Origin of the sequence: Nonomuraea sp. NPDC052129, from assembly GCF_040680095.1 — a bacterium.
Taxonomy (GTDB): domain Bacteria; phylum Actinomycetota; class Actinomycetes; order Streptosporangiales; family Streptosporangiaceae; genus Nonomuraea.
Genome location: NZ_JBFAVX010000004.1, coordinates 166,367 through 180,308, shown reverse-complemented (window position 1 = coordinate 180,308; position 13,942 = coordinate 166,367). Strand labels below are relative to the sequence as shown.

Below are 13,942 nucleotides of genomic sequence, written 5' to 3'. Positions count from 1 at the left end.
TCTTCACCCGCGTGGGGCGCCAGAGGACAGCCGAGCTTGGGCGAAGATGGAGGAATGCCGGACTCGCGCTACTCCGACCTCGACCGCCCGCCCCTGTCCGAGGCGGCGCTCAACCGCGCCCTCGTACACCCCGGCAGCCTGTGGACCGGCGTGAGCGTCGTCGAGAGCACCGGCTCGACCAACGCCGACCTCGCCGAGGCCGCGAGACAGGGCGCCGAGGAGGGCCGGGTCCTGGTCGCCGAGTCGCAGGTGGCCGGTCGGGGCAGGCTGGGCCGCACCTGGACCGCGCCGCCGCGCTCCGGCCTGACCGTCTCCGCTCTGCTGCGCCCACAGGTGCCCATCGCCGCGCAGGGGTGGCTGGCGCTGCTGTACGGCGTGGCGGCGGCCTCGGCCGTGCGCCGGCTGGCCGAGGTGGACGTACGGCTCAAGTGGCCGAACGACCTGCTGATCGGCGAGCGCAAGCTGGCCGGGATCCTGGCCGAGCGGGCAGAGGATGCCGTGATCATCGGGATGGGCCTGAACGTCTCGCTCAAGCCCGAGGAGCTCCCCGTGGAGACGGCAACCTCGCTGGCCATCGAGCAGGCCGCGTGCGTGGACCGGGATCCGCTGCTCAGGGCCGTGCTCAGGGAGGTCGAGCGGCACTACCGCGACTGGTCCGAGGCGGGCGGCGACGCCGACGCGTGCGGCCTGCGCGCCGCCTACCAGGCGTCTAGCGCCACCATCGGGCGGCAGGTCCGGATCGAGCTGCCCGGCGACCAGGTGCTGAGCGGCCAGGCGACCGGCATCGACCAGGCCGGACATCTCCAGGTGACCGCCAACGGCCAGCGGCACACATTGAGCGCGGGCGACGTCGTCCACGTTCGCGCGTCCTCGTAGCCGCGAGGGCGCGGAGGTGGCACCATTTGCCCATGACCCTCCCCGACCACCACTTGACGCAGGGTGAGCGACGCATCAGGTCGTTCCACCCGCACTGGAAGCGGCTCGTGGTGCCTTTCATCGCGCTCGTGCTGATCGTCGCCGCCTCGGGCGTGGCGCTCTTCCTCATCCCCGGCAGCTTCGAGTACGCCAACTACGCCAGGATCGCCGTCGGCGTCGTCGCCGTGCTCCTGCTGACGGTCTGGTCGTTCGTGCCGTACCTGCAGTGGAAGAACACCGGCTACGTGCTCACCACCCACCGCTTCACGATCAGCACGGGCGTGCTCAACAAGTCGACGGACGAGATCCCGATGGCCAAGGTCAACACGGTCAGCTCCGACCAGACCTTCTTCGAGCGCATCCTCGGCTGCGGCACGCTCACCGTCGAGTCGGCGGGCGACCGGGGGCAGATCGCCCTGCGCGACATCCCCCACATCCAGGACGTCAGGACCGACCTGTTCCGCCTCCTGGAGGACGCCTCCGACGGAGATATCGACGGCCATTGAACAGGCCCACCGCTGAGGAGATCGACCGGCTGCTGGTCGGCATGCCCGCCCGTCACACCAAGGCGGAGGTGTCGGCCGAGGCCGGCGTGTCGCCGGCGCTGGCCGAGCGCATCTGGCGGGCGCTGGGCTTCGCCTCGCTCGCCGACGACGCGGTGGCGTTCTCCGACGGTGACGTAGACGCGCTGCGGCGGGTGAGCAGGATGCTCGGCAACGGCCTGCTCGACGAGCCGACCGTCATCCGGATGGCCCGCGCGCTCGGCCAGACCACGGCCAGGCTGGCCCAGTGGCAGGCCGAGATCATGATCGGCGCGATGCTGCCGCCCGGCGAGCGGCCGTCCGACGACGACCTCGGCCGGGTGCTCGACACGGCCCGGCTACTGCTGCCCGACTTCGAGCAGGTGCTGATCCACGTCTGGCGGGCCCAGCTGGCCGCCGCGGGCACCCGGCTGCTGTCCGTCGCCGACCTCGACGAGGAGAACATCCCCGCCCGCGTGTCGATCGCCGTGGGCTTCGCCGACCTCGTCTCCTTCACCCGGCGCGCCCGCGAACTCGACGAGCGGGAGCTGGCCGCGCTGGTCGAGGGGTTCGAGGCGCGGGCCTCCGACGTGGTGGCCGCGCACGGCGGCCGGCTGGTCAAGACGCTCGGCGACGAGGTCCTGTTCACCGCCCAGACCCCGGCCGACGCGGCGGCGATCGCGCTCGACCTGGTCGAGCCGGGCGACCTGCGCATCGGCCTGGCCTACGGGCCGGTGCTGCCCATGATGGGCGACGTCTTCGGCACGACGGTAAATCTTGCCGCCCGGCTCACCGCCATCGCCCGGCCCGGCACCATCGTCGTGGACGCCGAACTGGCCGAGGGTCTCGACGGCGACACGAGCTTCGAGCTCCGCAGGATCCGGCGCAGGCCGGCGCGGGGGATCGGGATGGTGCAGCCCTACGCCTTGCGGAGATCATCCCCTTGACACAAGATGGCTGCCATGCCGTACGAAGTGCAGGGAGTCATCGCCCGAGGTAAGGGCCAGGAAGTATCGGTCGAGACGGTGCTCGTGCCCGACCCCGGACCAGGGGAGGCGGTGGTGACCGTCAAGGCCTGTGGGGTCTGCCATACCGACCTGCACTACCGGGAGGGCGGCATCAACGACGACTTCCCGTTCCTGCTCGGGCACGAGGCCGCGGGCGTGGTCGAGGCGGTGGGCGAGGGTGTCACCGGGGTCGCGCCCGGCGACTTCGTGATCCTCAACTGGCGGGCCGTGTGCGGCCAGTGCCGGGCCTGCCTGCGCGGGCGCCCTTGGTACTGCTTCAACACCCACAACGCCGCCCAGAAGATGACGCTGGCCGACGGCACCGAGCTCTCGCCCGCGCTGGGCATCGGCGCGTTCCTGGGCAAGACGCTGGTCGCCGCGGGGCAGTGCACCAAGGTCTCCGCCGACGCGCCCGCCGAGGTGGCCGGGCTGCTCGGCTGCGGCGTCATGGCCGGGCTGGGGGCCGCGCTCAACACGGGCAACGTCTCCAGGGGCGACACGGTCGCCGTCATCGGCTGCGGCGGCGTGGGCGACGCCGCGGTCCTGGGCGCGTCGCTCGCCGGCGCCGCGAAGATCATCGCGGTCGACGTGGACGACAACAAGCTCGAATGGGCCCGTGGCTTCGGCGCCACCGACACGGTCAACTCGCGGGCGAACGACCCGGTCGAGGCGATTCGCGACCTCACCGGCGGCTTCGGCGCCGACGTGGTCATCGAGGCCGTAGGCCGCCCCGAGACGTACAAGCAGGCGTTCTACGCCCGCGACCTGGCCGGCACCGTCGTGCTCGTCGGCGTGCCGACGCCCGAGATGGCGCTGGAGCTGCCGCTGCTGGATGTGTTCGGGCGCGGCGGCTCGCTCAAGTCCTCGTGGTACGGCGACTGCCTGCCCTCGCGCGACTTCCCCATGCTGATCGACCTGTTCCTGCAGGGGCGGCTCCCGCTCGACAAGTTCGTGACGGAGACCATCGCGCTGGACGAGGTCGAGGAGGCCTTCGCCAAGATGCACCGCGGCGAGGTCCTGCGCTCGGTGGTGGTCCTCTAGATGATCGACAGGGTCATCACCTCGGGGACGTTCTCGCTCGACGGCGGCACGTGGGACGTCGACAACAACGTCTGGCTGGTCGGCGACGCCCGCGAGGTGGTCGTCATCGACGCGGCGCACGACGCGCGCGCCATCGCCGACCGCGTCGGCGAGCGTACGGTCAAGGCCGTCGTCTGCACGCACGCGCACAACGACCACATCAACGCCGCGAAGGAGCTCGCCGAGCTGACCGGGGCGCCGATCCGGCTGCACCCGGCCGACCAGGTCCTCTGGGACCAGGTGTACGGCCAGGATGTGCCGTACGAGCCCCTGGCCGACGGCGAGAAGGTCGAGGTCGGCGGGATCGCGCTGGAGGTGCTCCACACCCCCGGCCACGCGCCGGGCGCGGTCTGCCTGTACGCCCCCGACCTCGGCGTCCTGTTCAGCGGCGACACGCTGTTCAAGGGCGGGCCCGGCGCGACCGGCCGGTCCTACTCGTCGTTCGACACCATCGTCGACTCGATCGCCCGGCGGCTGCTGGGGCTGCCCGGCGAGACGGTCGTGCACACCGGTCACGGCGACTCGACGTCGATCGGGGCCGAGGCGCCGCACCTGGAGGAGTGGATCGCCCGGGGTCACTGATCTGTGTCGTACCTAACATAGGCAAGCCTTACCGAAGTGGGTTACCTTAGGTGTGCCTAACCTTTGGTGTCCCGTCGTCGTGAGAGGCTTTCCCCGCATGTACGTCTGTGTCTGTCGTGCCGTGACCGAGAACGAGGTCCACGACTGCATTGCCGCGGGCGCGAGGAGTGCCAAGCAGATCCGCGACACCACGGGCGCCGGGGGCGACTGTGCGACTTGTGTCAGGAAGATATGTGCGATCCTGAAGCGGTCTGAGGAACTCACAACCGCATAGCACGAGGAGCCCGTTCATGCAGGGCGACATCCAGATCATCGAGCTGCTCAACGAGCAGCTCACCGCGGAGCTGACCGCGATCAACCAGTACTTCCTGCACGCCAAAATGCAGGAGAACTGGGGCTACACCAAGCTCGCCGAGCACACCCGAGCCGAATCCATCGATGAGATGCGCCACGCCGAGCGCCTCACCGATCGCATCCTTTTCCTTGAGGGACTGCCCAACTACCAGCGCCTCGGCACGCTGCACATCGGCCAGACGGTCGAGGAGCAGCTGCGGGCCGACCTGGAGGTGGAGCTGTCGGTCGTGGCCCGGCTGCGGCCGGGCATCCAGCTCATGCGGGAGAAGGGCGACGCGACCTCCGCGCGGATCTTCGAGGACATCCTCGCGGACGAGGAGCTCCACATCGACTACCTGGAGACCGAGCTGTCCCTGATCAGGGCGCTGGGCGAGCAGCTCTACCTCGCCCGCTACGCCGAGCCGCCCGCCAGCGACGACTGAATCTCCATCGAGCCCGTCCCACGCGCCCGCCGGTACTCCCGGCGGGCGCGCGCGTTTTCGCGACACGCCGGGCGGCACAGAAGGTTTTGCGATTCTGCAAGATCGGAAATCGCCGTTGTCTCCGACGAGTGCGGTAATTTAAGCGGGACTAACTGACATTTATCTGTGTTTGCCCAGGTCAATGGATAGGTCAACGACGAGTCAAACCGCGCGCTGTGACCGGGAAACGATCGCCTAAGGTCCTACGATCGCTTTATGACCTGCGTACTTCTCGCCGAGGATGACACCTCGATTTCCGAGCCGCTCGCGCGTGCGCTGCGCCGCGAGGGCTATCAGGTTGAGGTGAGCCCCGACGGCCCGCAGGCCCTGGAAAGGGCTCTGTCGGGTGGCATCGACCTCATCGTTCTAGACCTCGGCCTGCCAGAGATGGACGGGCTGGAGGTTGCGCGCCGGATCCGCGCCGAAGGGCACGGCACCCCGGTCCTGATACTCACCGCCCGCGTTGACGAGGTCGACACCGTCGTCGGCCTCGACGCCGGCGCCGACGACTACGTCACCAAGCCGTTCCGGCTCGCCGAGCTGCTCGCCAGGGTGCGTGCGCTGCTGCGCCGGGGCACCTCGGAGACGCCGGTGGTGCAGGGCGTCCGCATCGACGCCGACTCCCGCCGAGCCTGGATGGGAGAGAAGGAGCTGCATCTTACGACCAAGGAATTCGACCTGCTGCGCGTGCTCGTCCGCGACGCGGGCAAGGTCGTCACCCGTGAGCAGATCATGCGGGAGGTGTGGGACACCAACTGGTGGGGCTCCACCAAGACCCTGGACATGCACATTTCCTGGCTGCGCCGCAAGCTGGGCGACGACGCGGCCAAGCCTCGCTACATCACCACCGTCCGAGGAGTCGGCTTCCGCTTCGAACGCGAGTAGGAGATGCGCCGACGCCTGCTCACATCCACCCTGCTCGTCGCGGTCATCGCGGTCCTGCTGCTGGGGGTCCCCCTGGGCATCGTGGTCAGCCGTCTGATCGTCGACGAGGCGGCCCAGGAGCTCAGGGCGGAGGCGACGCGCCTGGTGGGGGAGGTCGAATACGCCCGCATCCAGGACACACCTCTCGATCCTCAGCAACTCAAACAGAAGTACCCCGACCGCTACATCCAGATCTACGAGCGCGCCACCCAGCCCAAGGCGACCATCGTCGGCCCCCCACCGCCGCCCGGCCACGAGATGACCGCGGACGCCCAGTCCGAGAACGGGATCTATGTCCGGGTGAGCCGCGACCGGGACCAGGTGGAGCAGGATGTTCGAGCACGCCTGCTCCTGATCGTGGCCCTGGCCGTCGCGGCTCTGGCGGTGGCGGTGGGCCTGGCCATCGTGCAGTCACGTCGCTTGACGCTGCCCTTGCAGGACCTGGCGAAGATCGCCGACCGGCTCGGGTCCGGGGACGCCCGGCCCAGCAAACATCGCTACGGCATACCCGAGCTCGACCGGGTGGCTCAGGTGCTCGACCGCAGCGCCACCCGCATCTCCGACCTGCTCACCAGAGAACGCGAGTTCGCCACCGACGCCTCCCACCAGCTCCGCACCCCGCTGACCGGCCTCACCATGCGCCTGGAGGAGATCGTCGCCGCCTGCGAGGAGCCGGAGGTGGTCCGTGAGGAGGGTGAGGCGGCCATCGTGCAGGCCGAGCGGCTCACCGCCGTGATCGACGAACTGCTGGCGGCCGCCCGCCGCCAGCGGCACGCCCAGGCCAAGCCCGTCGGCATCGACGAGGTCCTGGTCCAGCAGGTCACCGAGTGGGAGCCGGTCTTCCGCGGCGAGGGCCGCTCGCTGCTGCTCGAAGGCTCGCGCGGGCTCAGGGCGCTGGCCACCACCGGCGGGTTCGGCCAGGTCATCGCCTCACTGCTGGAGAACTCCCTGCGCCACGGCGGCGGCACCGTCACCGTCACCACGACCAGCGGCGACAACTACGTGGTGACCGAGGTCTCCGACGAGGGCCCCGGCATCGCCGACGACATCGCCCCCAAAGTCTTCGAACGCAACGTCAGCGGGGCTGGGGGCACCGGCCTGGGGCTGACCCTGGCCCGCGCGCTGGCCGCCGCCGACGGCGGCCGTCTGGAGCTCGTACGGCGCCGACCGGCGACGTTCGCCATCTTCCTGCGCCACGCCGAGGAGAACGACAGGACCCGCGTGGTCAGCGGTCCTGCTTGACCCCGGGCAGCTCCGTGGGGATGGGCTCGGTGGCCTCCAGGAACACCCACTTCTTGTACGACCAGTAGCGGAACAGCGTGCCGAGGCCGACGCCGACGAAGTTGGCGATGTTGAGGCTGAGCAGGTCGTGCAGGTGCAGGGTGTACTTGGTGAACCCGATGGTCAGCAGCCCGAACAGCAGGGCGATGCCGTTGAGCAGGAAGAACAGGAAGTATTCGCGGCCCAGGCCGCTCTGCTCGCGATGCCGGAAGGTCCAGAAGCGGTTGCCCAGGTAGGCGAACGTCGCCGAGATGACCGTGGCCGCCACCTTGGAGGTCAGCGGACCCATGCCGAGCGCCAGGAACACGTTGTACAGGCCGGTGTCGACCACGAACGCGATGGCACCGATGGTCCCGAACTTCGTCAGCTCATGCAGGAGAGACGAGAACCGCTGGTAGAGCCCCTTGGCGAAGTTCACGTCTGCTACTCGGCCCTTCCCGGTCGTGGCGCAAATCAGGTCATGACCACTTCAGCGTACCGGCCGTCAGGCTGGTGGTGGGCCACTGCGGATGACATCCCACCCCTATCAACACGCTTACAAATATCGCCTTATGCCCGACAATTACGAATCTGGAGCGTTACGCTGCGGTGGCAGATCGCCGGTACGTACCGGCGATGGGCTCAGACGGACCGCCGTCGCAGACGGCCACGACCCTCGGGGTTCACCTGTGCCGTTTCGACTGCTCGTCCTGCTCGTCGGCCTGACCGTCATGGCGGCCGGTTGCGGCACCACAGGCGTCGCCACGGTGGCGCCCCCCGAGGATCCGACCTCCGCTCCGGCGGCCGCCCACAGCGTCGACACGGCGACGGCCGAACAGGCGTTCCAGCTGCTCGGCCAGCTCGACCAGGCATGGAAGCGGCGGGACTGCGCCGCCGTCGCCGACCTGACCACGTGGGTGGAGAGGACGCTGGGCGGTCGTGCCTGTGAGGCGACCCGGAACGGCCGCCCGGCTCTCTACAGCGAGCCCAGCTTCTTCCTGCCCGGCGAGGGCGACTGGTTCGCCGCCCTGGCGAGCAAGCCGTCACCGGCGTACTTCGTGTTCCTGCGCGAAGGCGGACGCTGGCGGCTCGGCGCGGGACCCATCCCCGCACGTGGGGCGGCTCCGGAGACGCCGACCACCATCACCCCCGACGCGGGGCTGATCAGCCAGGCCCGCGTGGTGGCGCAGCGTCACCTCACCTACCTCACCGACCCGGCCGGGGTGGCGGGCGTGCGCTTCCCGGCAGGGGATCCCGTACGCGGCCTGCGGGACGAGCTGGCCGCGCTTCCCGGGCGGGTACGGCCGGACCGGCTCGACATCGACGTCGAGCTGCCCGAACAGCCCACGATGGCGCTCCCCCTGTCGGCCGACACCATGCTCGCCTTCGACGCGCTGCGCGTCGTCTACCGGCAGCGCCCGAAGGCGGGCGCGTCGGCCCTGGCCCACCCGCTGAAGAAGGAGGCCGAGATCATCGTCCTGGCCGGCGTCATCAAGGCGGCGGAGGGCCTGACCACGGTCGGCGTGCGGCGCGGCCCCGCCTGAGCGGGTTGGGTAAGCTCAGCTGGCGTGAGTGCAAACAGTCCTATCGGGCCGGTCGTCGGCATGGTCGGCGCCGGCCAGCTGGCCAGGATGACGCAGCAGTCCGCCATCGCGCTGGGCGTCGAGTTGCGGGTGCTGGCCAACACCTCTGACGAGAGCGCCGCCAGGGTCATCGTCGACACGCGACTCGGCGACTACCGCGAGCTGGCCGACCTGCGCGAGTTCGCCACGGGCTGTCACGCGATCACGTTCGACCACGAGCACGTGCCGACCGAGCACATCAGGGCGCTGGCCGCCGAGGGCTACGCGGTGCGGCCCGGGGCCGACGCGCTGGTGCACGCCCAGGACAAGGCTGTGATGCGCGAGCGGCTGACCTCGTTCGGTGCGCCCTGTCCGGCCTGGGCCCGCGTGTCGGGCGGCGCTTCGGCGTCCGCCGCCGAGGGCGTTGAGGACGTCTCCGCCTTCGCCGCCGAGCACGGGTGGCCGGTCGTGCTGAAGGCGATCAGGGGCGGCTACGACGGGCGCGGAGTGTGGGTCTGCCGGACTCCCGCCGAGGTCGCGGAGGCCCTGAGTAGTGGTGTGCCGATGATGGTCGAGGCGTTCGTGCCGTTCGAGCGGGAACTGGCTGTACTCGTCGCCCGCTCGCCCCACGGACAGGGCGTCAGCTACCCGGTCGTGGAGACCGTGCAGCAGGACGGGATCTGCGTCGAGGTGCTCGCGCCCGCCCCCGGCCTCGACCCGGAGGAGGCCGCCGAGGCCCAGCGGATCGCGTTGCAGATCGCGCACGAGCTGGGCGTGACCGGGCTGCTGGCCGTGGAGATGTTCCAGACGGCCGACGGGCTGCTGGTCAACGAGCTGGCCATGCGGCCGCACAACAGCGGCCACTGGACGATCGACGGCTCTCGCACTTCGCAGTTCGAGCAGCACCTGCGGGCCGTGCTCGACCTGCCGCTCGGCTCGCCGTCGATGAGCGCGCCCGTCGTCGTCATGGCCAACCTGCTCGGTGGCGACGACCCCGACCTGTTCAAGCGGTACGAGCACGTGATGGCTCACGACCCCGGCATCAAACTGCACTTCTACGGCAAAGAGGTCCGGCCCGGCCGCAAGATCGGCCACGTGACCGCTGTGGGCGACGACCTCGAGACCGTACGCGCCCGTGCCAGGCACGCCGCCGTCTATCTGACCACTGGGGAGTACACGTGAGATCTCTGTGGGCATGGGGGGCATCGCGATGATCGGCATTGTGATGGGCAGTGACTCCGACTGGCCGGTGATGAAGGCCGCGGCTGAGGCGGTGGCGGAGTTCGGCGTGCCGTTCGAGGCCGACGTGGTCTCCGCGCACCGGATGCCGACCGAGATGATCGAGTACGGCCGTCAGGCCGCGGCGCGCGGCGTCAAGGTCATCATCGCCGGCGCGGGGGGCGCGGCCCACCTGCCAGGGATGCTGGCCTCGGTGACGCCGCTGCCGGTGATCGGGGTGCCGGTGCCCCTGAAGTACCTGGACGGGATGGACTCGCTGCTGTCGATCGTCCAGATGCCGGCCGGGGTGCCGGTGGCCACTGTGGCGGTGGGTGGTGCGCGTAACGCGGGGCTGCTGGCCGTACGCATCTTGGGGGTGTCTGACCCTGAGCTGCGGGAACGCATGGAGAAGTTCCAGGGCGAGCTGAAGGAACAGGCCCACGCCAAGGGCGAACGCCTGCGCGCCGAAGCGGCTCGGCTGGGCGGTTAGTACCTCGCTGGCCGGCCGTTGGGCAGCTGCCTTTCGGCCGGCGAGCGTGGTCTTGATGCTTTGTGGTGCTTTACGGTGCTTTAGGGGCGGCCCAGGGCGCGGTAGTGCCAGCCGGCCGAGCGCCAGGTTTCGGTGTTCAGGGCGTTGCGGCCGTCGACGATGCGGCGGGCCGCGACCACCTGGCCGAGCTCCTCCGGGTCCAGGTCGACGAATTCCGGCCACTCCGTGAGCAGCAGCACCACATGTGCCCCTCGGACGGCCTCCAGAGCCGATTCGCCGTAGTGCAGCTCGGGGTGCGCCTTTCGGGCGTTGTCCAGGGCGATCGGGTCGTACACGGTCACCTGGCCGCCCTGCTGGCCGATCGTGACGGCCACGTCGAGCGCGGGGGAGTCGCGGATGTCGTCGGAGTTCGGCTTGAAGGCGGCGCCGAGCACGCCGACCGTACATCCGTGGAAGGAACCGCCCGCCAGCTCGCGGGCCAGGTCGACCATGCGGGCGCGGCGGCGCAGGTTGATCGCGTCGACCTCGCGCAGGAACGTCAGCGCCTGATCCGCGCCCAGCTCGCCCGCCCGCGCCATGAACGCGCGGATGTCCTTGGGCAGGCAGCCGCCGCCGAACCCGAGCCCGGCGTTGAGGTACCGGCCGCCGATGCGGTCGTCGTACGACAGCGCCTCCGACAGCTTTGTGACGTCGGCGTGGGCGGCCTCGCAGACCTCGGCCATCGCGTTGATGAAGGAGATCTTGGTGGCGAGGAACGCGTTGGCGGCCGTCTTGACCAGCTCGGACGTCGCGAAGTCGGTGACCACCATCGGGATCTCCCCGAGCGGTTGGTAGACGTCGCGCAGCACCTTCTCCGCCCGCTCGGAACGCACGCCGATCACGATGCGGTCGGGCTTGAGCGTGTCCTCTACGGCAAAACCCTCACGCAGGAACTCGGGGTTCCAGGCGAGCTCGACCTCGGCTCCGGCCGGGGCGAGCCGGGCCAGCTTGTCGGCGAGCCGCTCCGCGGTGCCCACCGGCACCGTCGACTTGCCCACCACCAGGCACTCGCGGTCGAGGTGCGGGGCCAGCGACTCGATGGCGCTGTCCATGTAGGAGACGTCGGCGGCGTACTCGCCGCGCTTCTGTGGCGTGCCCACACAGACGAAGTGCACGTCGCCGAAGGCCGCCGCCTCCTCGTAGGAGGTGGTGAAGCGAAGGCGGCCGGAGTCGAGTCCACGGCGGAGAACGGGTTCGAGCCCCGGTTCGTGGATCGGGAGCTCACCGCTGTTGAGCCGGCGAACCTTGTCGGCGTCTATATCGAGGCCCAGGACGTCGAATCCTAGATCCGCCATGCAGGACGCATGCGTGATGCCCAGGTATCCGGTCCCGATCACCGTGAGGCGATATGGCACGAGAGAGCTCCTTTCGAGTGCCAGGCATGTTACCGGCCCGCGCTACCTCGTTCTGTGCCACCTGGGCATTTCCGCAAACTGTACCGCCTAGTAACAAGATGGTCGGACGTCCTAGTATTTCGCCATGGACTTCCCTTTGTACGCGCCCGCCGAAGAGCACGACATGCTCCGGGAGACGATCCGAGCCCTCGCTGACGAGAAGATCGCCCCGCGCGCCGCCGAGACGGACGAGACCGAGGAGTTCCCCTGGGACGTCTACAAGGCGCTCGTGGCGGCCGACCTGCACGCCGTTCACGTACCGGAGGAGTACGGGGGCGCTGGGGCGGACGCGCTGGCCACGGTGATCGTGATCGAGGAGGTGGCCCGCGCCTGCGCGTCGTCCTCGCTCATCCCGGCGGTGAACAAACTCGGCACGGTGCCCCTGCTGCTGTCGGCCTCGGCCGACCTCAAGGCCCGTTACCTGGCGCCGGTGGCGCGGGGGGACGCGATGTTCTCGTACGCGCTCTCTGAGGGGGAGGCCGGCTCGGACGCCGCGGCCATGCGCACCCGGGCGGTGCTGGACGGCGACCACTATGTGCTCAACGGCACAAAAATGTGGATCACGAACGCGGGCGTCTCGGAGTACTACACGCTGATGGCGGTCACGGACCCGACAGCCGGCCCTCGCGGCATTTCCGCATTTATCGTGGAAAAATCCGACGAAGGCGTCTCTTTCGGGCCAAAGGAGAAGAAGCTGGGGATCAAGGGCTCGCCCACCCGCCAGGTGATCCTGGAGAACGTCCGCATCCCCACCTCCCGCATGATCGGCGACCCGGGCACCGGCTTCAAGACCGCCCTGGCGACCCTCGACCACACCCGCATCACCATCGCCGCCCAGGCCCTGGGAATCGCGCAGGGGGCGCTGGACTACGCCATCGGGTACATCAAGGAACGCAAGCAGTTCGGCCGGCCGATCGCGGACTTCCAGGGACTGCAGTTCATGGTCGCGGACATGGCGATGAAACTGGAGGCGGCGCGGCAGCTGACGTACCACGCGGCGGCCAAGTCCGAACTGGCCATGCACGGCCGGCCCCAGAAGGACCTCACGTTCCTGTCGAGCGCCGCGAAGTGCGCGGCATCGGACGCGGCAATGGAGATCACCACTGATGCGGTGCAGTTGCTGGGCGGGTACGGGTACACGCGAGACTTCCCGGTGGAACGAATGATGCGCGACGCCAAGATCACCCAAATCTACGAGGGCACCAACCAGATCCAGCGCATGGTGATGGCCCGACAGTTGCTGAAGTAAGGGATGACCAGCGAAGACCCCGCCTGCTGGGCTTGCAAGGCGGGGTTGGCTACTGCTGGGTTCACGCTGAACGATCACTGTTCCGTGGCTGTTCCGTCAGATCTCGCGCACGTCGGCCAGGTGATCGCTGCTGCTCGCAGGGTGTGGGTGATCTGAGAAGCATGGTGCGCGGCCGGCGTGAGAAGGACGCTCGGCTGAGACTTCGGCCGCACGAGGTTGACGTGAGGGCGGGTCAGGGCGAGTCGGTTGGCCCCCGTCCATGCGAAGGCGATGCTGCCTCACCGTACTTGCGAAGTCAGACTTTGCTTATCCTGCTCCAATAGCCGGGCACCAGGTATTCTGATGCCTCGTATCTCTTGACCAGATACTCGAAGTGGACGCTTTCGAGTGGTGTGATCGACTGGCGCCTCTTCTTGATATATGGACTGATAGAGTTCCAGACCATGGGGGGTGACCTGTGGAAACTTGCCAACACCAACTCGAAGTCGATCAATTTTCGTTTGGTCAGGACTCCCAGGACCTCCAATTGGTCGTGTAGCTGCCAAAACCTGTGAAGATCGTCTTCTTGAAGATCTTCAGGGTCGAAGTGGTCGGGATCGCCAAAAGCTCCGGAAATCAGTTTTCGGCGAAATTCGCGAGACTCGATCGAATGGTAGCTCTGCTGAAAGGCTAGGAGCAGCGTCACATGTCTTACTTGTCGCGCTTCTCGTACCTGTTTGCCAGCGTAAACGCAAGCGGCGATAACCACTAGTGTGCCTATCGCGGTACTGATGGCTTCTAGCGCCGCCCAAAACTCCGACATGGTGATCCTCGCGTGTGCATATCGCTCGGGGTTTGGGAACCGGTCGGTGGTCGTCGATGCTTATCTGCCTGTGAGGCTCCGTTC

16 protein-coding genes are annotated in these 13,942 nt (G+C 68.7%); 13 read left to right on the top strand and 3 right to left on the bottom strand.

Annotated elements, in window-relative coordinates:
• Positions 1 to 54 precede the first annotated feature (54 nt).
• From AB0L53_RS12175 to AB0L53_RS12135, 9 genes are all read left to right on the top strand, one after another.
• Positions 55 to 876: a biotin--[acetyl-CoA-carboxylase] ligase gene (locus tag AB0L53_RS12175; protein WP_363992957.1), complete on the top strand. Its 822-nt coding sequence runs from the start codon at positions 55 to 57 to the stop codon at positions 874 to 876.
• Positions 877 to 908: 32 nt separating this feature from the next.
• Positions 909 to 1,421, top strand: coding sequence for a PH domain-containing protein (locus tag AB0L53_RS12170; protein WP_358431741.1), 513 nt, complete (start codon positions 909 to 911; stop codon positions 1,419 to 1,421).
• Positions 1,418 to 2,383, top strand: a complete 966-nt coding sequence (locus tag AB0L53_RS12165; RefSeq protein ID WP_363992956.1) for an adenylate/guanylate cyclase domain-containing protein — start codon at positions 1,418 to 1,420, stop codon at positions 2,381 to 2,383. The genes AB0L53_RS12170 and AB0L53_RS12165 overlap by 4 nt, the downstream gene beginning before the upstream one ends.
• 15 nt (positions 2,384 to 2,398) lie before the next feature.
• Complete coding sequence (locus AB0L53_RS12160) at positions 2,399 to 3,484, top strand: S-(hydroxymethyl)mycothiol dehydrogenase (RefSeq protein WP_363992955.1); 1,086 nt, start codon at positions 2,399 to 2,401, stop codon at positions 3,482 to 3,484.
• Positions 3,485 to 4,105 carry an MBL fold metallo-hydrolase gene (locus AB0L53_RS12155; RefSeq protein WP_363992954.1) on the top strand — a complete coding sequence of 207 codons (621 nt, stop codon included), beginning with the start codon at positions 3,485 to 3,487 and terminating at the stop codon, positions 4,103 to 4,105.
• A 97-nt stretch (positions 4,106 to 4,202) separates the two neighbouring features.
• On the top strand, positions 4,203 to 4,379 hold the full coding sequence (locus AB0L53_RS12150; RefSeq protein ID WP_214633455.1) for a (2Fe-2S)-binding protein: 177 nt from the start codon (positions 4,203 to 4,205) through the stop codon (positions 4,377 to 4,379).
• A gap of 16 nt (positions 4,380 to 4,395) precedes the next feature.
• Positions 4,396 to 4,881: a bacterioferritin gene (bfr, locus tag AB0L53_RS12145; RefSeq protein ID WP_363992953.1), complete on the top strand. Its 486-nt coding sequence runs from the start codon at positions 4,396 to 4,398 to the stop codon at positions 4,879 to 4,881.
• 255 nt (positions 4,882 to 5,136) lie between these two features.
• Positions 5,137 to 5,805 (top strand): response regulator transcription factor, encoded by a 669-nt coding sequence (locus tag AB0L53_RS12140; RefSeq protein ID WP_043620820.1) that lies wholly within the window; start codon positions 5,137 to 5,139, stop codon positions 5,803 to 5,805.
• Between the two features lie 3 nt (positions 5,806 to 5,808).
• Complete coding sequence (locus tag AB0L53_RS12135; RefSeq protein ID WP_363992952.1) at positions 5,809 to 7,086, top strand: ATP-binding protein; 1,278 nt, start codon at positions 5,809 to 5,811, stop codon at positions 7,084 to 7,086.
• Here AB0L53_RS12135 and AB0L53_RS12130 read toward each other — a convergent pair.
• Positions 7,070 to 7,543 carry a GtrA family protein gene (locus AB0L53_RS12130; protein ID WP_357948851.1) on the bottom strand — a complete coding sequence of 158 codons (474 nt, stop codon included), beginning with the start codon at positions 7,541 to 7,543 and terminating at the stop codon, positions 7,070 to 7,072. The genes AB0L53_RS12135 and AB0L53_RS12130 overlap by 17 nt on opposite strands.
• A gap of 250 nt (positions 7,544 to 7,793) precedes the next feature.
• On the opposite strand from AB0L53_RS12130, the gene AB0L53_RS12125 reads away from it, so the two are divergent.
• From AB0L53_RS12125 to purE, 3 genes are read left to right on the top strand one after another with little or no spacing between them, the layout of a single operon-like run.
• The gene (locus AB0L53_RS12125; RefSeq protein ID WP_363992951.1) at positions 7,794 to 8,648 is read left to right on the top strand and encodes a hypothetical protein; all 855 of its coding nucleotides are present in this window, start codon (positions 7,794 to 7,796) and stop codon (positions 8,646 to 8,648) included.
• Between the two features lie 24 nt (positions 8,649 to 8,672).
• Positions 8,673 to 9,848, top strand: coding sequence for a 5-(carboxyamino)imidazole ribonucleotide synthase (locus AB0L53_RS12120; protein ID WP_363992950.1), 1,176 nt, complete (start codon positions 8,673 to 8,675; stop codon positions 9,846 to 9,848).
• Positions 9,849 to 9,876: 28 nt separating this feature from the next.
• Complete coding sequence (purE, locus tag AB0L53_RS12115) at positions 9,877 to 10,374, top strand: 5-(carboxyamino)imidazole ribonucleotide mutase (protein ID WP_363992949.1); 498 nt, start codon at positions 9,877 to 9,879, stop codon at positions 10,372 to 10,374.
• A gap of 80 nt (positions 10,375 to 10,454) precedes the next feature.
• On the opposite strand, the gene AB0L53_RS12110 is transcribed toward purE, so the two are convergent.
• On the bottom strand, positions 10,455 to 11,768 hold the full coding sequence (locus AB0L53_RS12110; protein ID WP_363992948.1) for a UDP-glucose/GDP-mannose dehydrogenase family protein: 1,314 nt from the start codon (positions 11,766 to 11,768) through the stop codon (positions 10,455 to 10,457).
• A 124-nt stretch (positions 11,769 to 11,892) separates the two neighbouring features.
• On the opposite strand from AB0L53_RS12110, the gene AB0L53_RS12105 reads away from it, so the two are divergent.
• Positions 11,893 to 13,056, top strand: coding sequence for an acyl-CoA dehydrogenase family protein (locus AB0L53_RS12105; protein ID WP_363992947.1), 1,164 nt, complete (start codon positions 11,893 to 11,895; stop codon positions 13,054 to 13,056).
• Between the two features lie 295 nt (positions 13,057 to 13,351).
• Here AB0L53_RS12105 and AB0L53_RS12100 read toward each other — a convergent pair whose 3' ends face one another.
• On the bottom strand, positions 13,352 to 13,858 hold the full coding sequence (locus AB0L53_RS12100) for a hypothetical protein (protein ID WP_363992946.1): 507 nt from the start codon (positions 13,856 to 13,858) through the stop codon (positions 13,352 to 13,354).
• Positions 13,859 to 13,942: the final 84 nt, after the last annotated feature.

What these genes read in the sequence shown, in the direction of transcription:
- AB0L53_RS12105 (WP_363992947.1), top strand. Translation starts at nt 11,893, where the DNA reads ATGGACTTCCCTTTGTACGCGCCCGCCGAAGAGCACGACATGCTCCGG.
- AB0L53_RS12135 (WP_363992952.1), top strand. Translation starts at nt 5,809, where the DNA reads ATGCGCCGACGCCTGCTCACATCCACCCTGCTCGTCGCGGTCATCGCG.
- AB0L53_RS12155 (WP_363992954.1), top strand. Translation starts at nt 3,485, where the DNA reads ATGATCGACAGGGTCATCACCTCGGGGACGTTCTCGCTCGACGGCGGC.
- AB0L53_RS12140 (WP_043620820.1), top strand. Translation starts at nt 5,137, where the DNA reads ATGACCTGCGTACTTCTCGCCGAGGATGACACCTCGATTTCCGAGCCG.
- AB0L53_RS12175 (WP_363992957.1), top strand. Translation starts at nt 55, where the DNA reads ATGCCGGACTCGCGCTACTCCGACCTCGACCGCCCGCCCCTGTCCGAG.
- AB0L53_RS12160 (WP_363992955.1), top strand. Translation starts at nt 2,399, where the DNA reads ATGCCGTACGAAGTGCAGGGAGTCATCGCCCGAGGTAAGGGCCAGGAA.
- purE (WP_363992949.1), top strand. Translation starts at nt 9,877, where the DNA reads ATGATCGGCATTGTGATGGGCAGTGACTCCGACTGGCCGGTGATGAAG.
- AB0L53_RS12100 (WP_363992946.1), bottom strand. Translation starts at nt 13,858, where the DNA reads ATGTCGGAGTTTTGGGCGGCGCTAGAAGCCATCAGTACCGCGATAGGC.
- AB0L53_RS12150 (WP_214633455.1), top strand. Translation starts at nt 4,203, where the DNA reads ATGTACGTCTGTGTCTGTCGTGCCGTGACCGAGAACGAGGTCCACGAC.
- AB0L53_RS12170 (WP_358431741.1), top strand. Translation starts at nt 909, where the DNA reads ATGACCCTCCCCGACCACCACTTGACGCAGGGTGAGCGACGCATCAGG.
- bfr (WP_363992953.1), top strand. Translation starts at nt 4,396, where the DNA reads ATGCAGGGCGACATCCAGATCATCGAGCTGCTCAACGAGCAGCTCACC.